Here is a 26,654-nt window from a genome sequence, read left to right as displayed (position 1 = left end):
CCGTTTGGTTTTTTTTTTGGGGGTATCTGGGTGGTTTTGCACGGGGTGGGGGTGGCCCAAGGCTCTGAACTAGGCTCGCGGGCAGATGTTCATCGCCGCGTTCCAGGCTGTCACCACCTTGGTGAGCAATCCCCCCCCATGGGCCAGCCCTGTCCAGGGTGGGGCCACTCATGACCTACAGCTGGCTGGTGGGGATTAGTGACAGGCCACCAGCTACGGCGAAGCAGAAGTTGACGCCGCGCTGCCATTGGATCGGGTCGATCTCGGTGTCGAGAACGGAGCCCTGGTCGATCTGCAGGAGACGGTGAGGGCCAGACACGGTTTGGATCGTGGGGACGCCCGCCTGGTACATCCAGTCGCCCTCGGCGACAAGGTTGCCGTTGGGGCCGTGGCCAGGGAAGGGGTTGAGCACTTCGCTGCGGCGGAAGTCGGCGAACTTGGAAGCGCTGGCGCACAGGTTCTGCAGCGACGCGACGGGCGACGTGATGTGGAAGTGAGGCTCGGTCAAGCCCGTGGCAACGTAGTCGTTGCCGGATTGCACCCACTGCCGCGGGCCGATGTGCTCGATGCAGAAGCTGGCGACCGTCCTTGCCATCAGGTCTGGGCGGGTGTCGATGAACAACTGAGTGCTCTTCAGGCCAGCGCCAATGGGGGCGTCTGCATACGACTTCGTGAGGAAGTGCGCGGTGGCGAAGACGATGACATAGGTGCGCGGGCGCTTTCTCTGCGGGATCTGTGCCAGAGCGCGGGCGATTCCCAGCAGGACAACCGTGCCGTTCTCCTCGATGGCGTTCTGGCCGTCGGTGTGGGTATTGAGAACGACGATCTCGTCGCTTGCGCCCGGAATCACCGAGACCAGCATGTCCGTAGAGCTCGGGATGAGCTGTGCGGTCATGGTCAAGGTGGCGCTCACTCCGCCGGCCTGGGACTGAGGACGGACGACGTCCGAGGCGACACGATCCAGCATGACCGCCGGGATGCCTTGCATCGGAATGTCGAACGGGGTCCACTGGTTGGCGACATATGCGGGAGCAGCATCGATCATGACGATCGCGCCGATGGCGCCCGCCTGCTGGACAGCGTCGAGCAGAGGGAAGGGTGTGTCAGGATAGAAGGCCATGGTGATGGGCTCATCCGGGCTGAGCGTCCCGTCAGGGTCCCACCGGCTGACCTTGAGGGGGTCGAAGTCCCCGACACTAATCTCGGTGAAAGGTCCCACGTCGAACACCGCGATGGCGCCCTGCAGGTTCACATTCGCAAGGTCCTGGGGCGATCCCTGATTGACGTAGACCAACGGGCCGGTCACGCCGTTGCCGGGCGTGGAACCACAGTAGGGGTAGGGAGCGCCTACATTCACTGCGCCAGTCGAGGGCCCGCTGTTGATCTGCAAGCCGGTTGTCCCTGCCTGCCAGCGGGTGAAGGACTGCGAAGTCCGCTGAACGGTCAGCCCGGCCGCGGTCAGCCCCTGCTCCAGCCAGTTGATGTAGGCGGCATGTGCGGGGCTTCCGGTAAGTCTCGGCCCGAAGGAGACCATGGTCTGCAGATCGTTGTACAGTCCGGAGGTTGATTGGCCTGAAAGAGGCCCACCGATTGCGGGAACGGAGCTGGAGTCCGCCGCCGCACGCCATGCTGGGCCGACATTGCCGAACAGCAGCGCGGCGGATCCTGCCGCGCCTACACCAAGAAATCCACGCCGGGACAGACTCATCGGACGCCTCCCTAGGCTAGAGAGCTCGGGGCATTCGAGCTCGAGAGATCTATTGCTAGACCTGTTGGGGATTCAGAGATTTAACCATGCGACTGATAGAGCCTTCATGGGCTGCAGGGCCCACTTCAACGGCCTTGTTGACGGTCCGCTCCCGAGCTTGCTCCGCTTTGACACCCACCCTCGTTGTGGTGGTCAGGCCGCGAGGACGGTCTCGTACTCTGCGGGACTGCGATAGCCAAGGCTGCTGTGCAGCCTGCGCATGTTGTGCCAGCCCTCGATCCATTCGAAGATCGCGGTCCGGGCCGCTCCTCGGCCCGGCCAGGGTCGGGCGCCGATCAACTCCCATTTCGGCGTGGCAAAGAAGGACTCCGCGCGTGCGGTTCCCAGCACTGGCCGGTCCGGCCGGCCGATATCCGGACCACGAACTCAGTTGCCAGGTAAGCGGATTAACGGCTGGTTTACTGAAAACCACGATCCGAGTGAACACCACCAGGCCGCCCGGGCGGCGAGTGCGGCAGGCCGACCGCAGCACATCGGCAACCAACTCGGTGCACAGGTGGTCGGTGATGGCCCAGCCGACGATGCTGCGGGAGGAGGTGTCGATGACGGTGGCCAAGTAGAGCCAGCCCTCGTCGGTCGGGATGTAGGTGATGCCGCCGCACCAGCATGCGTTGAGGGCGGCAGGGTCGGGCGTGAAGTCGCGCAGGACCATCAGCCGGGCGACCCCCCGACGGCCGCACCGCTCAGCGTCATGCCGGCGGGCGGCATGGACGCATGGGGCGCCCTAGCTGCCGCGTGAGCCGGTGTAAACTTCGGTGATGTTCTCCGTCAGGTCCGCGTCGCGCACCGCGCGCGGGTCCCATGACCAGCTCGGCGGGCGTAGGAGTGCCATCCCGCTGGCCGGCGTCGACCTCGGCCTGCCTCACCCAGTCCCGCACCGCGGTCTCGGTCAGGTCGAAGTCCTCGGTGACCTGACCGATCGAGCGGTCGCCGCGTCGGCACAGCTCCACGATCTCGGCCTTGAACTCCGGCATGAACGAGCGGCGAGGATACGGCCTCTCCTTCCCCACGCCCTCCATGATGGACATCGTCGTTCCAGGCCGAAGCCCCTGATCAGGAGTGTCCGTCAAAGCGGATCAAGCCTAGGTAGCCCTCACGTCACGGATTGCCGATCGCACGTGCAGTGAGGCTAAGGGACGTGTGAGAGAGTCTCATGGGTATCAGGTCCCATTTCCCCAGGCCCGTACGGGTTGGAGAAGCGGAGCTGTGCACTTTGACGATGCCGTGTGCGCAAGTTCGGGTCAGAGGAGACCGGCGGCGGTGTCCAGGCGCAGGCCGAAGGCCCGCTCGTCGATGTTCGTCCCAGTCAGCAGATCGATAGCGCGGTGCCGGGTGGCACCATCTACTTCAGGAGCGGCATAAGCGGCGGCACGGATGTGTGCGAGCAGGTCGGGGTGTGGTTCCAGGCCGTGCTCCTCCAGGTAGTACGTCGTCGCGTCGGTCCATATCCAGGCGCCGTCGGTGCGAATGTCCACCGGCACCACGGCTTCGCGGTACGGCCGCAGGATGTCGTCGGCCAGCTCGGGCGAGGCGAGTAGCAGTTCTCCCGACCTCAGGTAGGCGATGACCAGGGCTGCCTCGCCGGGGTCCGTCGTCCTCGGGTGATCTGGCAGGAAGCGGGGCCCGCTCTCGGCGTGCGGTTCATCGAAGACGGGGGCCAGGCGCAGCGGGTGGTGGGGGGTGGGCATCCAGAGCAGGGTGCCGTGGGTGCGGGCGAGTTGCTGGTAGCGCGGTAGTGCGGCGCCGGTGGCGTAGGCCTCTACTTGGGGGTGGGGGTCTTCGGGGGTTTCGAGGTGTTGCTGGAGCCTGGCCGCCAGGGCGGGTAGGTCGACGGTTCGGTCGGTTTCGACGAGGTGGATGCGGCGTGGCGGAGTGCTGTCGGTGTCCGCGGGCCATCGCCAGGTGCGCCACAGGCCGCGGATGCCCGGGGTGTGGGCGACGGCGGCGACGGCTGCTCGGTCTGATGCGTCGTGGTGGTCGCCGCTGTTGAGTTCGCCGGCAGGCTGTTGCGCGGTGAACGTGTGGGTGATGTGGAGGGCGGTTTCGGCGGAGAGGGGAGGCAGGTCGTCCAGTGGTGAGGAGTCGAGGCCGTCCGCTTCCAGGAGTTCGGCTACGAGATCCTCGTCGGGTTCGGACAGCGCCGTGGCTTCCGCTACGACAGTGTGACCAAGGTCGGCGGCGAAGGCTGTGCGGTCGTTGGCGGCGAGGAGTGCGCGGAGTCGAGTGAGGGCGGCGTCGGGCAGGCGGCCGGCGAGGTTGAGCAGCAGTCGGTGGGCGTCGTTCTTCCAGTGGGGGCGTACGTCGAGGATGAGGCCGGGTTGCCCGGGGGTGGTGGGGGCGGGTGGGGGGTCAGTGGGGGTGTGGCGGGTTCCGGTGTTCACGGCTGTCCTGGTTCGGCGGGTCGGAGGAATGCCCAGTGGGTGCCGGGGTCTGGGTAGTCGGGCAGGACGGTGTCGACGGTGTACGCGTCCGAGAGAGGGACGACGAGTTCGCCGTCGGCCTCATGGGTTCCACCGAGCAGCCCGAGGTCGTAGCCAGCGCCGTCGGGGAACGCCAGCACGATCGAGTGCGCGAACATGGCTTGGTCGGGGGGCGTGGCAAGGCCGAAGGTAGGGCCGGCTACGCGAAGCCATTCTTCAACGGTCTGGGTGGTGTCCATGTCCGGGAGCTGTGACAGGACGGCGTAGACGGGGTGCGGCACGCGGGCATGGGAAACCTGGACGGATGTCAGCAGTCCGGCGGAGATCGCTGCATTGATCTCCTGCCAGCGGCGTTGTTGTGGGGTGGGGATCGTTTGGTCTGTGTGGGGTGGGGCGGTCTGCGGGGAAACGACCGGCGTCGGCAGGTCCGGTTCGGTGGTTCGTGCGGTGCGGGAGTGTCCTGCGTGCATCCATTGGAGGATGAGGTCGGTCTCCACCAGGTCTCCCGTGGGCTGGCTTGTGAGGGCACCGTCGCTCCGGAGTTCGCGCAACGCCGAGCGCAGGGCATCCAGGGGGTGCGCCTGCGGGTGTCGGGCCGCAAACTGTTTTACGGCCTGGATGAGCGCCGTCCGCTCGTCGTCCGGAAGGCGATCGACGTTGAGCCTCCTCTCGGTCAACCATGTGTGCACTGTCCCGGGGTTGATGGTCCATCCAGGGATGGCAGGTGGGATGTCGCTGTGTGTGCGCGCGCTGTGCACCGCCAGCCAGCCAAGTGCAGGCAGGTCGTTCGTGCCGCGATGGGCGGCGGCGTCGATCACCCACTGGGCGAGTCTCTGCCGTTCCTCAACCGTCAGGGCGGCGGCTTGCACATTCGCGCCACGCAGCCAGCGCTTCACGACGCCGGGCGGCAGGGTGTCGCCCGTCACCTCGGCGGGGATCCTTCCCTGGCCGTGGAGGCTTCGCAGGGCGAGAGCTCCGATGTCACGGTAGTTGAATGCCTGTCCAGTGACAGCAATGTGCCGTGCCTGTTCCTTGAGTGCCGTGTGGTGCTCCGGTGTCAGGAGCCATGTCGACACGGTGGTGTGGCCGGCGGTGTCCGCGGCCTCGGTGGCCCACTGCCGGGCGGTACGTGCGTCGATGTGGTCGCCGGGTGGGAGGGGCACACCGACGGCTCTTGCCTCGGCGACAGCGCGGATCCGTGCGTCCGGGACGTCCGCTTGGCGGAGCCGGAGGTAGCGGTGTCGGAGGTCTTCGACGGCCGACTCCCCCAGGGCTCTCATGTCGATGGTCTGGTCAATGGCGTTTCTCGCAGCGGCAGTGTCGATGCGGGCCACCGTGCGAGGTGCGGGCCGCTGGCTGTCGCCCTGCCGGGGCTGCGGGGCGGGCGGTTCCTGCTGGCCGCCGCCCGGCGGTGAGGACGGCGCCTGATCGGCCGGGGCGGGGTGCGACGGGAGGGCCGGGGCTGTGCTGTCGATCCAGGCCAGGAACTCTTGGAGCAGGGGCTGGTTGTCGGTGGGCACGGGTTCCTGGAACGTTCGGCCAGCGGTGGCGGGGGACGCGGGAGATGGGTCTGCGGCTGCTTGTACGGTGTCGCGGTGGGCGGCGGGCGGTCGCGAGGCCGGGCCTGCCACCGGTTCCGGCCCCTCGTGTGCCGGGGCCTGCGATGTGTCTGCGGCGGCCCACGTCCGGGCCGTGCTCGCTGCGATGACGTCGCCGGGAACCGAGGGCGGGATGACGCCGGCGGCCCTTGCCTCGGCAACGGCGCGGATCCGTGCGTCCGGAACGCCCTGACGCCGCAGGCGGAGGTACCGCTGTCTGAGATCCTCCCCGGCTTGTCCCTTTCCGCGGAGCTGCGCCAGGGCGAGCGACTGCCCGAGTGCGGATTCCACAAGGTCGCCGTGGACGAACGGCGGTCCGCCGGGCGCGGGAATGTGCCCGCTATCGATCAGCCGTTTCGCGGCTAGGCGGGCGACGGTATTTGGTCGGTGTTCCCCGCTGGCCCGGATGTCGCGGATCGTCTGGCGCAGGAGTTGCCGGGCGTGTGCCGACAGGGTGCCCGGGCGCAGGGCGTGGCGTTTGTCCGAGCGGATCGCCCAGTGGGTGGCCGGGCGGGGGTGGTCGGTCTGGGCGGGTGGGCGTGCGCCGCCGCCGCCTCCGCGCGGCGGGCCGTAGTGGTGTTCGCGGGTGAGGCTTCGGGCCAGTCGGTGGGCCTGGTCCTTGCCGCGGGTCAGCAAGGTGTGCGTGACCGCTTCCAGGACGAGTCGTTCGACGTGCCCGGTGTGGTCGGTGAAGCCTTCGGCGCCGGGCATGGGCAGGGTGCCGTAAAGACGGATGATGCCGCTGGCCAAGATGTAGTCGGCGCGCTCCGGGAGCGGCACGGGGATATCTTCCTCGATCGACGTGTCCGGCCGGGGACGGGGCGTGGTCAGCGCGGCTTCGTGTTCGGTGGCCAGGTCTCCCGCAAGACGGTCCGCCGCCGCGGGGCCGGCCCGGTGAAGGGTGTGGGCGACGCGCAGCACGGTGCCGTTGGTGACGGGGCCTGGTTGCAGGGGGGCGGGCAGGTGGTTCTCGATGATGGGCCGGGCCTGTTCGAGGAGCTTCTCTGCGGCCTCGGCCGGGAGCTTGCCGATGCGGCTCTCGATGTATGAGAGGTCGTGTTGCGGCGTGCGGGGCCCGGTCGCGGCGGGGGGCTGTGCCGCGGCGCTGCGCAGGTCGGCGATGGTCGTCTCGCCGTGCGGTGTGAGGTCGCGGGCCCGGCGGTAGAGCTCCGCGAGGGGTGGGATGTTGGGGCTGCCGGTCAGGTCGTCGGCGAGGCGGGCCAGGGCCTCCGAGGTGACCGTGGTGGTCTCCCGGTGCCAGGTGTTGTGGGTGTTGTGGGTGTTGTGGGCGCGGGCGAGCCGGGTCAGGTCTGCGAGGTCACGTAGTTCCTGTTGGAGTAGGGGCGGAAGTTGCCAGGCCCGGCCGGGCCGGTCGGGGGGTGTGGGCCAGGCATCGCCGTGGAGGGTGCGGAACAGGTCGCGGGCTTCCAGGAGATCGGGCAGGGCTGAAGGGCTCGTGGGGCGCTGGAGGATGTCGGCGGCGTAGGCCCGCAGACGCTCGGAGCCGTAGGGCTGCTCGGGGCGGGCGGCGGCGGCCTCGTCGAGGAGGGTCGGATAGAGGGTGGCCAGGGGCAGGGTGGCCATCTCCCAGTCGCTCTCCTCGTACGGCGGGGTAAGGCGGTCGGTTTCGACGAGCTGGACCGTCCAGGGGCCGCCAGGGGGTGCGTCGACGGTGAGGATGGCGAACCGCTCGCGGGCGGGGATGTCGGCGGAAAGGCCGGCGGGGAAGCGCACCAGGACCTGCCCGTGCTCGGTGTGCGGTGTCGCCGTCGCGGTGACCGGACCGCCGCCGGCCAGCCACTGGGAGACCGCTGTGGCGGGGGCGGTGCCTTCGGGCGCGTCGACGGCGGTGTAGGGGGTGGCGAGGTCTGCGGCGTGGACGGCGAGCAGGTGCCGAGCCAGCTGGTCGGCGGTGTGGGCGTCCGCGTGGTGGAGTGCGTGGGCGACACGCCCGACGATGTCCTGCACGGTGAACGGCTGCGGCCCGTGGTGGCGGCCGAGCGGGGCGTGGACGCGGTCCTCGATGATCTGGCGGGCCTGTCGGGAAATCTCGTCCAGCCGATCGGGCGTCAACTCGTCCAGCGTTGTTGAGATCTGTTCGGCATCGAGCGCGGCCAGGGTCGTGTGCGTGTCTGCGCCGTGGACAGGCTCAGGGTAGTCGACCCACCGATTGCGTCGGGCAGGTCCGTGCAGCGGCAGTGGTCGGTGACGGGAGTTCTCGTCGGTGTCGGGGTGCTGTTGCCGCGCGTGCTGGCGGGCGGCGGCCCAGTCGACGGAGCCGGTGGGCGCGCTCACCGCGACGCGTGCTGCGGAGGCGAGGCCCCCACCGAAGCGGGTGCCGGGGATCTGCTCGCCGTACTCGTCATCGTGCCGGGTTTCGAGGAAGGCCAGGCCGTCAACGGCCAGGCGGATCGGTTCGCCGTTCCACCCTGCCCAGCGCAGCACGCGCAGCAGGGCGTTGGGGCCGACGTGCAGGGACAGACCGCGGGCGGGCACGGCCAGTTCCACCTGGTCGCGGCCGCCGCGGGCAACCACCAGGAACTCGCCGTCGGCGGCAAAGTCATCCAGTTGCCCGGTGTCCGTGCGGAAGGCGCCGTTGTCGGCCTTGGGCGGGTGGGGCACCAGCGAGACCCCGCCCCGGAAGCGCTGCACGTGGACCTCGCCGGGCCAAATCCCGGCCTGCTCCAGGTCGTCGACGGGCAGTGCGGCCGCAGCCACGAGCACGCCGTGGGCGTCGGTGGTGAAGCGTGCCGGTTCACCGGGGCGGCCCACCCCGCGGTACCAGCCGGCTGCGCTGCCATCGGGGGCGACCGACGCCACCTGGTGCAGCTGCGCCAGGAGACGGGAAGTGGCTGTGCCACCGGCGGCGTACACGTCGGCCTTCAGCAGGTGAGCGAGTTCGTCGATTTCGGTGTGATAGCGGGCGGCGGCGCCGTGGGTCAAGGGGTCGGCTTCGTAGGTGACTGTGCCCTCGGTGGTCACCTGGTGGCGGCCCAGGATCTGGAGGTCGTCGTGGCCGTTCCACAGCGGCAGGCCGCCGCGTGTGCCATCGGCCGGGCGGGCGGGACCGCGCAGGATGCGGGCCAGGGTGGCCGCATCGACCGGCTGCGGTGTGCCGTCACGGCGCAGCAGGGCCATGCTGCCGTCGGGGGTGATCATCACGTCAAGGCGCAGCAGGTCCGGGCCGGGTGGGGCGAGGACGAACGGGCTGACGTCGAGGGTGTGCCCGGCGTCGAGGCCGTGGCGGCGGATCACGTCGAGGTCGGTGAGAGCTGACCGGTCGGTGGCGGTCGCGGCGGAGACCAGGATGCCGTCGCCGGGGAACAGGACGAGGTCGTCGGCGGCATCCGGGTGCTGGTCGTAGGTCAGTCGGCCGTCGTAGAGGGGTGGTGGGGCGTCCGGGGATGGTGCGATCGACTCCCAGAGTGGTTCGCGGCCGGAGTGCGCGGGGTGGACGGGGTCCTGCCAGTCGAGGCCGCTGCCCGGATCCTCGCCGCCGGTGTGGGCGGGGCGGGCGCCGGGGGCGGGTGCGTAGATGCCGACCGGGCGGGAGGGACTGGGGTCCAACGTCACCTGGTAGCCGTCGGGGTAGAGGTAGACAGGCTCGGGCCGGGCCTCTTCCAGGGCCGTGCTCAGTCGGGCGGTCCAGGCCGTGAGCTGTTCGTGGGCGGGGCCGTGTTCGGGGGTGTCGACCAGGAGCCGCACGGGCCGGCCGTCCCAGAGCTGGCGCCGCCAGATGGCATCCCCGGCTCCTGCGTCCTCGGCCGGGAGGGCGGCGTTCTGCATCAGGCCGACGACCTCGGCGGGTTCGGCGGCGCGGAGGGTCCCGTCGTTGAGCCGGGCCTGCGGGACGCCGTCGGGGCCGAGGTGCAGCGTCACGTCGAAGAAGTCGGGGTGGGGGCGGACCGACCGGCCTGGGGTGGCGGGAGCCAGGGCCAGGCCGCTGTCTGCCAGGGCGTAGGAGGGACGGCTGTCGGGGCGGACGAGGCGTCCGTAGATGTCGGTGATGTACGACGGAGCGTGGGGGGGTTCGCCGGGCGGATCGGTGCGATGCCAGGTGCCGGCCTCACCGGACGTCACATCGCGGGCGGTGACGTCGCGGACCGCACCGCGGGGCAGCTGGCCGCGCGCACCGGCCCCAGGTGTGTACAGCATCGCGTGCAGGTCGGCCGCGATCTCTTGACGTAGCCGCTCTTCGGCTTGGGAGTCGTGTCCGTCGCCGGCGTTCTCGCCGACGTTCTTCCACAGGAGCTGAACCGCCTTGCCGGGCTTGTGGCCGTGGGCGCGGATCCAGTCGGCGATCTCGTGCGCGGTGGCCGGGTGCTGCTGGTCTGCGGACAGCCGCACATCGCCGGGGCCCGCGTGCAGCAGACGGGCGAGGAACAGCTCGTGCGGGCGGTCCGCGAGCCTGGTACGCCACCGGTCGATCATGCGGGTGAGGCCGGTGTGATCGCCGTCGCCCAGGACGATGGCCCCGGAAGGGAATTCCAGGGCGTGCGGGGCATCCGGGCCACCGCCCGCGGTCCGAAAACCTTCCGGCAACGGATCCACCCATTCCAGGACTTGCGAGTCGGACAGGGTGAACGGCACCCGCTGTCCGCGCAGCACCGCCAGCTCACGTGCCCATGCGCGGAATCCTGCCTCTCTCGCAGGGGTGCGGGCGTCCACGGCCAGGTAGGCCCGTGAGACATCGCCGTCGGTGAGCATCGGTGCGACGTCGTGGAACGTCTGCGCGGGGAAAGTAAACCCGTCTCCCCACAGCGTGAGCGCGATGGGCCGGCCGTCGGCGTCCAGATCGAGGGGAAGCGTGGAGTGCCCGGTGGGTCCGGTGGCGATGGCCGGCAATGGTTCGAAGTCCGCTCTGGGGTACATCCGTTCGCCGTCGGGGCCGACGACAACGAAACCCGGCTGGTGGAGGCGGCCGTCGATGCCGGTGAGGAAGCGCGAGGAAACCATGCCGGGGGCGAGCGCCTCCTCCCAGCGCGGGCGGCCGGGCCCGGTGAGGGTGTAGTCGCGGTAGCGAGGGTGGACGACGGCGGTGTCCCCCTTCGCAGGCACGAGGATGGGACGGTTGACCACGGCGGCCAGGCGGCGGGCTGCGGTGATGAACGCCGGGTGGTGCTCGGCGGCCACCGGGTGGGTGGGGACGAGTTGGACGGCGCGCGGGCGCGGTCCCGTGGCGCCGGTCAGGGCAGCGATGATCTCCAGTGCGAGATGGCTGGTGTGCAGGGTCACGCGTGTGCCCTGGGGCGTGGGCCGGGTGAACTGGCCATCGGGAGTGACGCCCACAGCCACGGTTACCCGGTCCTGGCGCGGCAGGAGGGGCAGGGTGTGCCCGTCCGGGGTGCGAATCTCGACTGCGCCGGACAACACCACCGGGTAGCGCCGGGGGCGGATCCTTCCGAGCGGGCCCCTGGGGCGCTGGAACGGGACGCCGGGCTCCGCAGCTCCGCGGACGGCGAGAGGCAAGGTCGGGCGCGGCAGCCGGGTGGAGGTGCGGGACTCCTGTACACGGATCGTCTCGGTCAGGCGGTCCAGGCGTCGGCGGTCCCAGTCCGGTGCCGTCTCGGGTGGCAAGGGGTCGTCGAAGCGGACAGCGGGGCCCTCGGCCGGGTGGAAGGATGTCAGGGGAACGTTGCGGTCGGTCGGTGCGCCGGTTCGGATGCCGTCGGCGGGCAGTATCTCCCGCGGTGATCCGAGAGGGTGGTCCTCGGGGAGGCGGACCCGCCGGCTGGTGCGGTCGGCGATCTCCTGGAGCAGGGCCCGGACGGCGGCATGGTCGGCTGAGGGGCTTCCGAGGGGGTCGACCAGCAGGTTTTCGGGGAGATCATCGGGGCGGGCACGGCGGATTCCCCCGACCAGGGCGGCTGCGTCCACGGTGGCCTGGCGCCCCTCGTCGAAGGGGATGAGTGGCCGCCCGTCATCGGTCACATGGAAGGCAACGGTAAGCGCACCCGGCTCGGGATCGGTGTTGCGCACGTGGGTGACCATGGGGTCGTCCTCGGGGAGGAACAGCACGGCGCCGCCCGTGGTGACGGCAGGGGGCACCTCCAGCGCCCGGGGCGGGATGGTCTCGTCGGGGACTGGCTCGGGGCGCAGGCCATCCGCAGAAGCCGCGGACGCCGGCCCGGCGGGCGGCGGAGCCTGATCGGCCTCCGGCCGGGCGCCGGCGGGAGTGGCGATTGTCGAGTCCGGTGCGGGCGGGACGAGGGCGGCGGCGATGTGTGTGAGACCGGAGGCAGAAGGAGAGAGCGGTTCGGCAGCCACGGCGCCCACAGGGTCGGGGTTGCGGGTGGCGGGGCTCCGCTGGGCGCCGAAGTAGTGGCTGGCCAGGTCGGCCGCGGGCCCGGGTCTGTCGGTGTGCAGGAGGTGGGCGATCTCGTGGAAGCGGTGGTCGTCCGGGCCGACAGAGGCGGCCGGATCATGAGCGGCAAGGATCTTCCGCACGTCGGCACGCAGCGCGGCGCGCGTTTCCTCGGGGAGTCCGCTGAGGACCGCGACAGCCTGGCCCGGGACGATGTCGATGGTCTCGCCGGCGCTGCCTGCGCCGCTCGCAGCGGCCGGCTCCGGCGGCATGTCAGCCACGGGGCGAAGGCGGGATGCCCCGGTGGGATCGAGCGCTGCACCGTACTGCTCGGCCGGCGTCAGAGGCCGGGCGGGCGCCGGCTCGGGCGGCATGGGCCGGTCGCTGCGGTCGGCCATGGTCGAGGGCTCCGTCTCGTGCGGCGGCTGCGGTGCACGGGCGACGCCCGGGGCGGCGTAGCCCTCGGCAAGTGCCCGGGCCGCGTCGCGGCCGCCCTGGTGCAGTGGATGGTCGATACGGGTGAGCGGTTCGTGCTCGGGCACGGCAGTGTCGTCAGGCCCCAGAGTGGCGGTGATGTCGGGGCCTTGGGCAGGGAGAGGTCGAAGCTCGGCGGATCCGCCCTCCTCTGGGGCACGTGCCGCGGGGGCTGCCGAACCGTGGTCGGCAACGACGTCTGCCGGGGTTCGGTCATGCTGTGTGTCGCTAACGCCGCTTGTGCTTGGCACCGGCTCAGGGGCCATCGGCTGCGGCGGCACCGGGGTGGGCCCGTCGTCCGCTGGCTTCCCACCGGCCTCTGCTTCCATCGGCGGCGGCGTGGGCGGCTGGTGTTCGGCGTTGGCGTGTGTCCCGGGAGCCGCAGGGTCGGGCGCCGGGACGGCATCTCGAAGGTCGAGGAAGAGCTGCTTGTGTTCGGCAGGCACCCAGACGCTGACACGGCGGTGTACGTCCTCGAAGTACTCGCGGGCTTTCGGGTTGTACGCGTAGGGGTTGAGCCAGGCGGTGGGGTTCCACCACAGGTCCGGATTCTGCGGTGTGAGTGCGACCTTCCAGACCACGTCGAAGTGGAGCAGCGACATGTCTCTGCCGGTGGTCTTCACACCGCCGCTGTGCTTGTGCTCGGAGCCTGTCGCGGCCGACCCGGTGTTCCACTGCAGATAGTCCGCTCCGACCATGGGGCCGGCATTGTCGTCCGTGGCGTACGGGTGGCCCGGCAACTGCAGCCCCAGCATCTGCCAGTTGCCCAGGTACCAGCCGCCGAGCGCCTCCGTGTCCGCTGTGGCTTTCTGGGTGGTGGACGAGAAGGCTGCCGCCATCGTCTCGTGAACGGTGTAGCCGCCGTCCTGGACCCGTGTGATGTCCATGAGAATTTCCAGGTCCGCCGTGAGGGTCGAGAAGCGGCCCGGCAGCTGGATCGGCACAGTGACGCCCGACGTGGTCAGCTGCCGGAAGCGTCCGCCGAGGAACTGGTCGTTCATGACAGCGCCCGCCTGCCGCCGCAGGTTGAGGCGGGGGTTGAACCAGCCCGCGCCCGGAGGCGGGTCGGATATGAAGTTTCGCCAGACGGCGGCGCCGTAGGCGGCTGCGTCCGTCAGGGTGCCGAGGGTGGCGGGGTAGGGCGCGGCCTGGGGCAGGAGCAGCCTGTACACCCGCTGTTCCAGGTCGTCGAGCCCGACGAAGCGCAGGGGCTGGACGAGGTCCAGGAGCCCGCCCGCCTCCGCGTCCAGATGGTCCAGTCGCAGTCCGTTTCGCACCAAGGAGAACGCGGCGTGTGGTTCCAGGGGCCGGCGCTCAATGCCAGGCAGCGCCGGATCCCACCCGGGCTGCCTCGTCGTGGGAACGACAGGCGGTTCTGAGGGCTGTTGCGGCTGTGTGGTGTCCCGTTCAGGGCGGCTCGTCGGCGCGCCGTCGGGCGGCTCGCCGGACGGGCTCGGAGGTGCGGGCGGGGGCTCGACGATGGCCGAGGGATCGCCCTTGCGGTGCAGCATATGGGTGTCGTGCCGGGTGACCAGGACGCTGGTGCGGGCGGGACGGAGATCGAAGGAATCGTGGAGTTGCAGCGCGCCCAGGGTGGCGGCGTCGGCCATGGCCGGGGGTGCGGTCTCCACGGTGACCGTCGCCGACCATGTGACGGTGCGGCTGAACTCTGCGGCGGTCAGTCCTCGGAGGTCCAACGTGGTTCCCAGGCTGCGCTCGTGGCCGGAAGTGAGTGCGGCCTTGCGCGTGGTCTGCCCGTATAGAGTCAGGTTGGCATTCTGGTACCAGCTGTTCACCGTCTTTCCGAACTGGTTGTGGTTGTACCACAGACGCACGGGGTCGACGCCGTGCCGGGCTGCTCTGCGGCTGTACTCACCAATGGATTCCTCGGCTCCGTACCGCTTGCCGATGCGGGTCCATGGCACTCGGCCCTGGTACACGGGGTCACTCAGTTCGGCCTTCAACCGAACCGTGAACGTCCGATTCACCGGCACGAATGTCGGTACGTCCAGCCCGAGTCGGCTCAGCACCAGATGTACCCGGCCGGCCACCGGCACGGTGATCTCGTGGCCGTGGAGCATCAGGTCCATGGCAGCCGCCGTGTTCCACTGGCCGAGCACTGATGAGACCTTCTCGGTCACGGCGTGCGCGGCGGCTTGCCCGTACCTCTCCCCGACGTGCGCTTCGACCGCGTCGACAAGGATCCCGCTGTCCGGGGCCTGTTTGATCGACTCGCCTTGGAGGCTGCCGATCTGGTCCTCGGGAAGCTCGTAGACCTCCGAGAAGTCACGACGCACCTGCGACTGCGCCGGCATCAGGCCGAGGTCGGTCGCTTGAAGCGCCGTCATCACGGCTCGGCCCGAGACGAGCGCCTCGCCGGTGCGCTCCTGGTGGTCATGGCCGTGCGAGAGCCGCGTCTCGTGCCAGGTCCGCACCTTGAAGACATAGCGGACCCTGGCTGTTCCGATCGCCATGGCGCTCATCTCCAGGGTGCTCCTGCCCAGGCTGCCGCCCTCGGAGCGGAACTCTCCTGTGGTGTTCTCCCTTCGGTAGAAGGTCTGTGGTTGGAGCATCAGGCCCCACGGATTGAATTCGGATCCGCCCTCGCCGGCACCGGCCTTGTGCGCGCTGCCGAAAGCCAGGGGAAGGCGGGTACGAAGACCCGCGTAGAAGCCTCGGGTGGTCTCCTTGCCGACTTCGTTGAGGGTGACCGCACCGACGTCGTTGTACATCCCGAGCCCCTCGGGCACGGCCACCGTGCGGATCTGGTCCACCACGGCATGCAGCTCGACTGAGCCCATCGCCTTGTGGCCAGTCACCGAGTCCAAGGCGGACTGGTGTTTGAGCTCACCTTTCCAGACCGTCATCGGCCGTTGCCGGAGCGACGGCATGGCTTGGATCGCCACCGTCAGGTGGGTCTCGATGACGGACCGTGTGTGCGGAGAGAGGCGTGTGAAGCCCAGGTCGTGGAACCGCGCCATGATGTCGTCCAGCAAATTGCCGACGCCGGCCTCCACCCAGATCTCCGGCGGCAGCTGCGTGTTCTCCGCGCGCCGCCATTCCAGCGTTTCGGTGCCAAGCTCCGCCACGTCGTAGGGGACCCAGATTTCCTCACCCGTCATGGGGTCAAGGACCTTCTTGCTGGTGATGTTCGCAGGCACGATCAGCTTGTATTCGGCCTGAACGGGTACCGTCTCATGGATTCCGGAAGGCATAGGCTCCGAGAGCTCCTGCCGTTCCGGGGTTGCACCGGTTCCCGTTCCGGATGCAGGGAGGGTGGTGTCGTCGCCGCGTGGCCGACCCACCCCGAGATCGATCTCCGCTTCGTCGGTCATCACGACCACACCGGCAGGGTCCTCGGGCATCTCAATGACCGTGTGCCCCGGATGCCCGGCACCGTCCGCGGCAGCTGACGCCTCCGACGATCCGGCGTGCGACAGGCCTTGCGACGGCCCGTCGTCGCCGCGTGGCCGACCCACTCCGAGATCGATCTCCGCTTCGTCGGTCATCACGACCACACCGACAGGGTCCTCGGGCATATCAATGACCGTGTGCCCCGGATGCCCGGCACGGTCCGCGACAGCGGATACCTCCGACGATCCGGCGCCCGACAGGCCTAGCGACGGCTCGGGGACGGAACTGACCGAACTGCTCTCGATGGTGGCGGTGAGCACCATCTTCCCCGAGAACTCGACGAGCCCGTCGAGGGCCGCACCCTGGAGGGCCCAGGTCGCCTTTCCCGCGGCGATTCCCTTGGTGTTCACCATGCGGCCGTGCAGCATCGGCCGGAACTCCAGTGCCTCCAAAGGCCCCTGTGACACCTCGCTGATGGAGTAGGTGGCCTGGGGACCGAGCCAGCCTCCGAGGATGGTCACCGCGGCCAGCACGGAGTCCTGTTCCTCGGTACGGCTGATGTCCATCTCGGAGCGCGGCAACCACGCGGACATCTCGGGCCGGCTGTCGACGAGACTTCCGTCGCTCTGCGTCTCGGCGAGTTGCGCACGGATCCGGACGACGATCTCTTCGTGGCCGAGTCCGAAAGCATGCGCCTTGGAGAGGGGGACCGTGTAGCCGTGTTTGGAGATCAGTTGCTCGCCCTTGGCGCGCAGTGTGTCGGGATGGAGTGCCTGGCGGAGCTGGCGCAGATTCGTTCCGGCGAACTTGTTGGCCAGGACGTGGCCGGTGAGGCTGTCGTTCCAGCGCTCCGTCCCTGTCCCGGGTGTCGGCAGGAGTCCGGGGAATCGTTCGTGCAGGTGCTCCTCGACACGGTCGAGGAGGGCATCCGCCCCGTCCAGTTCGGTCAGTCGGTGGAGGCGGCCGAAGTCGAGGCCGATCGCCCCGGTGAGCCTCAGCTCGGGTACTTGCCCGGTGTCGGACGTCGAAATCTGCGGCAACTCGGCCCATTGCGCGGCGTCCTTGTGGAGAGTGCGCAGCCACAGCGGCCCGTCGATCTGCACCACCACCGGTGGGTCCTGCGGCCGGTCGGAACGGCTCAGTTCCGCCTCCACGGCGAACCTGGTGACGGTGGTGGGTTCACCGAAGTAGCGGATTCCGCCGAAGTCGGTCGTCGCGGTGCTCACACCGGTGTGGGCAAGTTCGGCATCGAGCGTGGGCCAGAACCACAGCCACGGCGTGAGGGTGTCCTTCGATCGCACGCCGAAGTTGAGCGCGAAGAGCATCAGGCCAGGGGGGATGTCGATGGAGTCCTCATGGGCGAGCGCCCACTCTGCAACCCGTGTGGCCCGGTCGTCGATATCCATCCACGTGGCGTCGTCCCGCTCGATCACCACCTGTGGCCGGGTCAACCGCACGGTGACGCTGACAGCCGCCGGTGTCCGCCCGGCGTGGTCGCCGAAGACGATGTCATGGCCGTGACCGCGGCTGGCCGACGCGACGATGTTCTTCAGCGCCGTGACGCCGGTGGAGGTGTCGAGGCGCCGACGAGCCGCAGACCCTACCGGCGCCAGGTCGCCTGCGACCCGTTCGATCGCGCGGCGCAGGTGTACCGAGCCTGCGAACGCCTCGACGACCGAGTTGGCGGGGGTCGGCACGGCGACGTGGCGTCCGGTGGCCGGGTCCGGGTTGGCGAACCTGGCGGCCGCCGGAATCGTCTCCACCTGGTCGGAGAGGTGCCGTGCCCCCTGGGCCGCGGCGGCATCGGTGTCGGCCGGCCGCAAGGCTTCACGCGAGGAGAGGATGCTGACCGCGTTCTCCACGGTTGGTGGAGTGTTGTGCCGCACTGGCGACTGCGTCCTCCCGCCGCCCAGCGAACGGAGGAGGCTGACCTTCGGCGGCCCCTCTACCTCTACGTGCACCGTCACGTCGTAGGCGAAGAGAAGTGACTGGTAGGACGAGTTCTTGACCGTCTTGCCTTGACTGGTCTGCACCTTGATGTTGTGCGTCTCCGAGTGTTCCCCTGTCACCATGGTGAAGAAGCCCTTGAACGCCTCCACCGCGTTGAGCTGGAACGGGTCCGATCCTGCTTCGGCCTGGAGGCCGTAGCCGACGTTCAGGTTGACGTCCGCGAAGTATCCGTGACCGCGGGTGCGGCTTCGGAAGTCACTCTTGATGTCCCTGCTGGCGTTTCGGATCTCCAACGCGTCGGACATCTGGCGCCAGCCACCCGGCTTCACCCGCACCCGGACAGCATGGTCTGCCACCTGGACCAAGTAGTGGTCGCCGACCAGCTGTGGTGCATGGCGGAGCAGGAGTTCCGGTGTCGTCTGATCGCTGATCGTCCGTCGGCTCGCGTCGGTGCGCAAATGCTCCGGGAGTGTGCTGAACACCTCTTCCTGGATTGCGAGGACGGTCTGCGGGGAGATCGAGATCGGCACATCGTGGCCCAGGGTCGGGTTCTCGCCGGTCAGGTGCTCCGGCGGCAGGTACTTCAGTTTCGGTTGCCAGTCCTTGGACACGGACGGCAGGTCGTACGGGCGCAGATCAGTTCCGCTGGTTTGCCGGTCGAGTTCCGTGAGCAGTTCCTCGATGTGCTGGCGCGCATCCCGCAGGCGGTTGGTGGACCACGCGAACATGTGCTGTTCATGGTCAGGTAGCGACTGGGGCGCTTCGGCGAGCAGCGGGTCAGCCGACGTAATATGCCCCGTTCCGGCAGTCACGGCAAGCTGCCCTGCGGCGCCCGCATAGGCCGAGGCCAAGCGGACCACGGCCTGCTCCAGCTCCGCCCTCGCCTCCACCCGGGTCCAGCGTCGGCCGTCCTCCCCGGACAGCTGACCGTGCTGCCGGGTCGGGAGCACGGTCAGTCGCGACAGCACCCTGTTGACCTGGGGCAGCAGGGCCTCGTACCACTCGGGCCGTTCCAGGAGCCGGCCCTGCTGGTCGGGCCGAGCCGCCGGCAGGGCTGCAGTGCGGGGCAGCTGTGCGGAACGCCACGCCTCGACTGCGATATAGACCCTGCCCAGCCGACTGCTGATGCTGTCCAGTTCCGCCTGTGTAGCAGCCTTCGCGAGTTCTGCGGTCAGGCCGGTGATCGTCTCATGGAGGTGGGTGCGCGCCTCAAGGCGGTCTGCCGGCACGATCACATCGACCGTGGCGTGCAGTGGCCCGATCATTGCCCCGATCCCGGCGATGGACGTCTCGTCGGCCGGCAGGACATCGTCGGGGGGAAGGTCTGTGGCCGGAACAGCACTCGCTTCCTCCCCGGGGCCGTGCCCGAGGTCATGGGTGTCGCTCGATATCGCGGTGGCACGGTCTTCCCGCGTCCGGCCAGCAGAGATGTCCGCTGCGACAGCGGGGACAGTCGTAGCTGATTCCGCCCGTGGCGTGTGCTTGCTCCGTTCGACCGGGATCTCTGCGGCCGTCGGTGCATGGTCGTGGGGCGGGGACGGCACCGGCTCGGTGGCGGTGTGCGGCCCGGCGGGCTTCGGTGCACCATCCGGCCCGGCGCTGGTCTGCTCTGCCGAGACGTGAGGGGCCAGCGACAGGTGGGTGTCTCGGGTATCGGCCAGTTTCGGCTGGAGCGCGCCTTCAGTGAGGTCTTGCGCGGACGGTCCGGGGACGGCGTCGAGTGGTGTCTCGGTAATAGGGACGAGGTCGGGGCCAAGGGATGCAGTGCCGGGTGGGCGGTCGTGCCGGGCCAGGTCAGTTGAGTCAGTGCCGGGGGAAGGGGTGGTGGCGAGGTCAGCAGTGCGCGGATCCGGCAGAAGCGAGTTGAAGACGCGTCCGATCTGCACGTTGCGGGGAGTCTGCCCGACCGTCTGCCGTGTGAGGGCCTCGAGCGGGCTGGCTACCTCGCGCTCGGGGTGCTCGGGAGCGACGAGTGATCGTGCATCGTGACCGGTCTGGACGTGGGTACGATCAGGGGTTTCTCGATTCCCGTGGGCGATGTTTTCGGGAGTCTGGGACGTGTGCGCGGGGCCTGGCTCCGCAGCGCGCAGCTCTACCGGACCGCCCGCGCCGCTGGCAGGCAGAGCAGGGACCAGGGGTGCCTCCAGGGTGGGAGGGGTCAACGGGAGGAGCGGCTCGGGCGAGGGTGTGGGGTCGGGAAGGCGCGGGCCGAGCCGCTCGGCGTCTTCGGGGTCGGGGTTGCGAGTGGCGGGGCTCTGCTGTGCGCCGCTCGTGGCGGCCGGCACGGCCGGCTCCGGCGGAATGTCGGCCACGGGGCGAAGGCGGGATGCCCCGGTGGGATCGAGCGCTGCACCGTACTGCTCGGCCGGCGTCAGGGGCCGGGCGGACGCCGGCTCCGGCGGCATGGGTCGGTCGCTGCGGTCGGCCATGGTCGGGGGCTCCGTCTCGTGCGGCGGCTGCGGTGCACGGGCGACGCCCGGGGCGGCGTAGCGCTCGGCAAGTGCCCGGGCCGCGTCGCGGCCGCCCTGGTGCAGTTGATGGTCGATACGGGTGAGCGGTTCGTGCTCGGGCACGGCAGTGTTGTCAGGCCCCAGAGTGGCGGTGATGTCGAGGGCTTCGGCCAGCAGGCGGCGGGGAGCGGGGGTGGCGTTGGCCAGGCTGTGAGCGAGGTGGGCGAGGCGTTCACGGTCCGCGAGGTGGGCCAGGGCCTGCGGGCTGCGTTCGGCGTGCGGTGAGGGGGTGCCGGATGCGGCGTGCAGGAGGTCGGCGGCGTCGGCACGGAGACGTGGCGCGGCGGGGCCGCCTTCTTCCAGGGCCCGCACCATGGAAGCCAAATGATCCTTCCAGCGGTCAGTGTCCACAGGCAGGTCCTGGCTGTCGGCGATCGCGGCGGCCTCCGTGGTCAGCTGCCGATACTCTTCGCGGGTGCGGCCGAGGGCATCGGCCTCGATCTGCTCCAGCGGCTTCGGAAGGGTCAGTCGGCGGGCCAGTGGCAAGCCCTGGGCGGCGAGCGTGTCGACGTGGTCGGGGTGGAGGAGGAGTTCGACCGCGTCGTCGAGACGAAAGCGGAACGTACGGGCGTCAGCCCCGTAGCCGATCCGGCCGCGCCTGTTCTCCGACTCCAGGGTGAGGGTGTAGACGACGCCTGCACGTACCTGCAGATAGCGCTGGTCGGGTCGATCGACGTACGTGCCACCGGGTCGGAGGGTGTGGGTGGTGGCGGTGCCGCTGAGGTTCTTGGCGCTGGTGCGGCCGGCGGAGAGGCTGATCGAAGCCGGTGCCAGGGCTGCGGCTTGGGCAGTGGTGCCGACCTGAAGGCCGACACGGACGGACTTGGCCACACTGACGGCGCCCGTCTGCCGGGTCCGCCCGTGTTCCTCCCAGCTGTGTGAGAGCTCAACCCAGTCAAGGCTTCGGGGGTTGAACAGTCGCGCGCGGATTCTGATCCGTCCCCGGGTGTCGGTCAGGGGACCCCCAGGACGGGCAAGTTCCGGTGACAGGTAGCCCTCACTGGTCAGGGCCCGAGCGAGGAAGCCGCGGGCGAGCGGCTCTGACAACAGGTCGCGCAGGGCCTCCTCGGAGCCGGTGCCCCATTCGGCGAGGAGTCCGGGTCCGCTGTAGCGGGGCAGCGTCTGCCCAGCGGGGCGGGCGAGCAGGCGCAACAGTTGCCGGTGCATTTCGCCGAGCGCGTCGGGGTCGATCGCGGTGAGGACCGCGTCGCGGGCGCCGAGTGCCCGGGGGTCGAGCGGGAAGGGTTCGACCCAGGCCTGGGGCTCGGGGTGGCCCTGCACCGGGAACAGGCCGGGCATCTGGTAGCCGGGGTCGTTCAGATAAGTGATACGGGGGTTTCGGGGGATGTTGCGTCCAGCGGCGGAGGGGCCGATGAGGGTGTGCGGGACGGCGACCTGCTGGTGGACGACGAGTTCACGGGTATCGTCGGGTGTCGGGTCGTCGGCGCGGTGCAAGGCGGCGCGGATCCGGTCGGGTAGGCCGCCGAGAAGCCGGTTGACCGCGACGGGGCTCGGCTGGACGACCCGCTTGACTGCGACGGTCAGAGTCAGGTCCTGGCCGTAGAGGTGGGCACCGGGCTGGAACATGACGAGGTCGAGGTTGCTGGCGATCTCGGTGCGGGCGGCGGAGGTGGTACGGGTGCGGCTCGTGGACGCGGCCATGCTCTGGCCCTGCTCGCTCAGAGGGCCATGGACGGGATCCATCTCTCCGCCGGGACCGAGTGAAACGTTGCCGGTCGCGGAGTCGGTGCGGGTGGCGATCTCCCAGTCGTGGATGTCGTGGTAACCGCTGGTGGACATGGCAGGGCGGAACTCCTCGTGGCGGCCCTTTCCGGGTTCGCGCGCGTGGATCAGGACGTACCAGGGAGCATCCGGGCCCTGCGGGGTCAGGCGCAGTCCGGTGCTGCGCAGTTGGGGCATGAAGGCGCGCAGGGACTCCGGGCTGAGCAATTGGTGCAGGGGCAGGGCGATGCGGCTGGCCGTAATCAGTTTCAGACCGGAGCGGAGCTCGGCGGCGCTTGTGTGCTGCAGGGCGGGGACCTTGCGGTGCAGCAGGTCGAGGACGATGTCCACGAGGGGGTTGTGGCCAGGATCGTGCGCGAGGTGAGTGGGGATGAAGGTGATCCGGCGGGGCGCTGCACTCAAAGGCATGGCTGCAGGGTCGATCGAGTAGGGGACGCCGGGCGGCGGCGGAGAGGCCTGCGAGGAGATGCGGCGCAGGAACTCCAGTCCCTGGGGGACGAGGATCTGGGTGTGGGCGGATTCCGTGCGGCTGCGGCCGAAGGTGTTTTCCCGCCAGTGTTCGACCTCCACGGTGTAGACGATGTCGGCGAGGCGGTGTTCGTAGTCGGCGGGTCCGTCGATCTGCATGGTGCCGGTGGTGACCTTGTGCAGTCGGTCGGTTTCGGCGGCGGGGCCACGACTGTAGCCGGAGCCGCCGTCGGGGGTGGTGCTGCCGTGCGGGCTGCCGGGACTGGCGGCACTGATCGGTATGCCGAGGCTGAGGTCGGCACTGCCGGAGTGGGTGCGAGCGGTGTTGTGTCCGTCCGAGACTGCGGGGGTGGTCTCGGCGAATTCGAGCCGGCCGGAAGAGACCGGCTTCGAGACCGGCTGGGACCGGGCAAGGGAGGCGGTGATCCGTACCACCGCGATCTTGTCGTGGAGGCGGCCGTCCGTGTGGCGGATCTCAATCTGGGTGCCGCCGGCGCGATCGCCGTGCTGGAACAGGGTGATCAGGCGTGTGGTGTCGGTCAGCCGGTCCGCCAGGAGGGCTATGTCGGCCGGGGGCACGGCTTCGGCGTCCTCCAGCATGGAGGCGAGAGCCTTGGCGAGTTCAGGCGGAGTGATCAGGTCGAGAAGCATGTCCTCGGACTCGAGGTGCTCTCGTGTCTGCTCGGGGCGGGTGTCCGGGTTCGGGGAGTGGCTGGTGTGGGCCGGGTCGGGGGGTGTGAACAGCAGGGCCTGAGGCACCCAGTAGGACATGCGGGCGCCGCGGACGACCGCGGTCCGGGTGTTCGGTGTGGGCGTGTTGCGCAGGGCCCAAGGCAGGGCGTCCCGCACCAGAGGTAGCGGTCCGGCGTCGGCGTTACCGCGGGCGGCGGCCAGGCCGGACGGGTCGTGCAGGGTGACCGAGATCTCGAAGTCAGTGGTGTAGTCGAAGTGACGGCTGGGGCCGTTCAGGAGGGGGCTTCCGGAGTTGACGGAGACCAGGTCGCCGGTTCCGACGGTCTGATCAGAGGTGCGGCCGAATGAGTAGCCGCCGGTGATACCGAAAGTGCCCAGCCTGCCTCGGGTCAGGGTGCTGAGGCCGACGTTGAAGGCGACGTCGATGCCCACCTTGACGGACAACGACATGGTGTCGGCGTGGTTGGTCTGGTGCAGCGCGGCGCGGACGAGATTGACCGAGCGCGTGCTGGTGCTGGTCGACAGCAGGTCGCCAACACGTCTGGCGGTGACGGCGACGTCGGCGGCGGAACCGTCGGGCAGGGCGATACGGCGCAGCAGCGGGCGGTCGGCGGTGGCGAGCCGGTAGGACTGGGCGTTGAGGCCGTCCAAGGAGAAGTCGGCGGCCACCTGGCGGTGCAGTTGGTGTTCGTCGAGGGGACTGAACGGAGCGAGGCTGCGGGCGGCTCGGGCGGCGGCGATCAAGTCGAGGACCGTAGGTCCGATGTCGCGCGCGGCGCCGTGGAACACGATGAAGGCGGGACCGGTGCCCCTGCCCTCGCGGATCGCCGGGGGCAACAGGGCGGCCTCGTGGTCTGCGACGGGCGGCTTGGCAGGGGGGCGGGCCGGTTCCTGTGCCGCGGCGAGTGCGCTTTCGAACGCGGCCGATTGCTCCAACGGAACCCGCAGGTGAACCCGGACATCGTGGTGGACCTCATCGGCGACGCCCGGGAGGTCAGAGCGGAGCGGGACGGTCAGGCGCAGGTCGACCTCGTAGTCGGTGCTGGGGCCGTGGCTGGTGAGCTTCTGCCAGCGGGTGCCGGACTGGGAGGTGTTCATGTCGCGGCTGAGGGGAGTACCGAAGCCGACGTGGGGGTTCAGTCCCAAGCCGTAGGCGGCTCCCGAGCCGAAGGTGAAGATCGGGCCGACCTTGACCGCCAATGCGATGTTCCAGTCTCCGGGAACGCTGCGGGTGGGGCCATCCCAGTGGTAGTTGCGGTACTGCTCCCATGTGTCGCTGTCCAGGGCCGGGCCTTCGAGGCGGCGGGCGGCGTGTAGGTGGGAGCGCAGTACGACGCCGAGTGTGTGCTTGCCCACCTGGATGGTCTCGGAGGCGTGCCCCATGCCGGCCAGGTGGGAGAAGTGGTGTTGCTGGGTACGCTCGGCCAGGAACTGCTGCAGTTGCCGCCAGGGGCGGCTTCCGGGCTCAATGGCCCCGGCAGGGAGGCGGTCGAGGATCTTGCCATGTAGTGCTTCCAGGCCGTCGACCATCTCAGGGGTGGTGGCGTGCTCCCACAGGGCATCGTCGAGCAGCCCCTGGATCCGCGGACTGTGGCCGCGGCCGGGTGCGGGGCGGATGAGTTCGGTGCCCGGTCGGGAGCGTGGTGCCAGGCCGTCGACAGCGGCCGGTGCGCGCGGGACGCGGCTCTCGGGGACGGCGATCACCACGCCTCGGGTGAGATGCGAGTGGACCGGTTCGCTTACGGCGTCTCCTTCCTGGTGGATCGTCACCTTGACCTGGGCATAGGGGTAACGGAAGTACACGGCATCGCCGGTCGGCGCGGTCCGCCGGTGCTGGGCGACCGTCAGCTGGCTGTGGCCCAAACTGCGGCCGCCACTGCCTCCCGTCGTCAGGCCCACGGAGACGCCGGGGAAGGCTTTTTGCGCTGTGACGGAGGCGTCCCACGTGACGGTCTTCTTGCTGCTGTGGCCGCCTCGGATGTCGGCCTCCGGGTCCCAGGGCACGCCTGTCTTCTCTCCACGGTCGCCCGCGGCCGCAGCGGAGATCTCGCGTACGCCGCGGTCCGGCAGGACGAGTTCGACGGTGGCCCGGTAGACGCGCTGCGGTGCCTTCCCCTCAGCCGGCAGGGTCACTTGGACGGTGTCTCCGCCGTGCAGGAGCCAGTCGGCCCATTCCTGGTCTCCCAGCTCTCGACGGCTGGTGTCCAGGCGGTCCTGAATGAGGCCGGCGAGGTCCGGGGGGTGGCTGTCGCTGCGGACGACGGCACGCAGGATCTCGACGACGCGAGTATGGACTTCGCCGAGGTTGACGATCCGGCCGGCGGGGCCGAGCCGTTGACCGCGGGCCAGGCTGGAGGGCAGTGCGCGGACCAGCGGGACGGAGACATCGTCACTCAGGGAGTGCCGGTCGATGGTGGTCCGCAGGTGGCTGCCGGCGTCCGAAACACCGTCGTGGTCGGCTGGGGACGTGGAGCGTCCGCGGACGGCATCGGGCGGCGGCGACGGCAGATCGCCATCCGGGAGAGCGGTGGCCGCGGCCGGAGTCGAAACGTCGGCGGCGCCAGTGTGCCGTGGGGCGTCGAAACGGGCATTGGTGATCTCCTCGGTCTCGGTGATGTCGCGGGTCGGCTCCAGGGTCCGCGTGCCTGGCGTGAACTCGCGCCAGGTGGGACCGGGTGTCTCTGTGCCCCCGGACGGGTGGTGCGGGACCAGCGCCGACTCGGTGGGTTCCCCCTCTCGGGGCATGGGGCGCAGGGTTCCATCTGCTGTCGGGGCCCAGGCTCCTTCGGCGACACGCAGGCGCAGACCGTGGGTGTCGGCGAGGTGCTGGAGCCTGTGGGTGACCGCATCGAACAGAGCATCGCCGGGGTGCGCCGACAGCAGGGTGTCGGTGGCGGGATGGGACAGGACCAGGTGCACCCGGGCGGGGGTACCGGGGCCGGCCGCGAGGGCGCCGAGTACCCCGTCAAGGTCGCGCTGGGTCGCGGGGAGAGCCGGATCGGCGGTGACCACTACGGCGGGGCCGTCGCGGTGTGGGAGGAGAGCTCCCATGTCGGCCGCGCCAGGCATGCCCATGTGCAGTGTCGAGGCAAGGTCTCCGGCAGAAGCGTCCAACCAGATTCCCGCGGGAATCGCGCGGACCTGCCCGGAAAGGGACTGCTCGAATGTGTGGACGGCGGAATCGACGGAACTCTGCCAGGCGGGGGCTGGGAATAGCGCACCCTCACTGCGTGCGGTCCGGTCCGGTCCGAACGACAGCCAGCGACCGCCTTCGACAAGCTGCTCGCCGCCGTCGAGGACGGTGACCCGTCCCTCCGGGGCGTGGAGTTCGACCCCATGGCGGTCGGCGAGGGCCTGGAGGAACGCGGTGCT

Annotated in this window: 5 protein-coding genes and 1 pseudogene; all 6 read right to left on the bottom strand. The window is 69.7% G+C overall.

Annotation, left to right across the window (positions count from 1 at the left end):
* Positions 1-175: 175 nt before the first annotated feature.
* The 6 genes and pseudogenes from ACFV0G_RS04065 to ACFV0G_RS04040 all read right to left on the bottom strand — a co-directional run bounded on the left by ACFV0G_RS04065 (position 176) and on the right by ACFV0G_RS04040 (position 26,201).
* Positions 176-1,708: a twin-arginine translocation signal domain-containing protein gene (locus ACFV0G_RS04065; RefSeq protein WP_380541212.1), complete on the bottom strand. Its 1,533-nt coding sequence runs from the start codon at positions 1,706-1,708 to the stop codon at positions 176-178.
* 192 nt (positions 1,709-1,900) lie between these two features.
* Positions 1,901-2,098, bottom strand: a complete 198-nt coding sequence (locus ACFV0G_RS04060) for an integrase core domain-containing protein (protein WP_380541233.1) — start codon at positions 2,096-2,098, stop codon at positions 1,901-1,903.
* A gap of 118 nt (positions 2,099-2,216) precedes the next feature.
* Positions 2,217-2,420, bottom strand: a pseudogene (locus ACFV0G_RS04055) (DDE-type integrase/transposase/recombinase); the annotation flags it as partial.
* Between the two features lie 37 nt (positions 2,421-2,457).
* Positions 2,458-2,796 carry a transposase gene (locus tag ACFV0G_RS04050; protein WP_380541210.1) on the bottom strand — a complete coding sequence of 113 codons (339 nt, stop codon included), beginning with the start codon at positions 2,794-2,796 and terminating at the stop codon, positions 2,458-2,460.
* 213 nt (positions 2,797-3,009) lie between these two features.
* Positions 3,010-4,149: a hypothetical protein gene (locus ACFV0G_RS04045; RefSeq protein WP_380541208.1), complete on the bottom strand. Its 1,140-nt coding sequence runs from the start codon at positions 4,147-4,149 to the stop codon at positions 3,010-3,012.
* Positions 4,146-26,201 carry a hypothetical protein gene (locus ACFV0G_RS04040; RefSeq protein ID WP_380541205.1) on the bottom strand — a complete coding sequence of 7,352 codons (22,056 nt, stop codon included), beginning with the start codon at positions 26,199-26,201 and terminating at the stop codon, positions 4,146-4,148. Before ACFV0G_RS04040 ends, ACFV0G_RS04045 begins: the two co-directional genes overlap by 4 nt.
* Between the last annotated feature and the right edge of the window lie 453 nt (positions 26,202-26,654).

This window comes from Kitasatospora sp. NPDC059571, assembly GCF_042735675.1.
Lineage (GTDB): Bacteria > Actinomycetota > Actinomycetes > Streptomycetales > Streptomycetaceae > Kitasatospora.
Note: the sequence above shows the minus strand (reverse complement) of the source record. Positions and strands in the feature narration are given on the sequence as shown.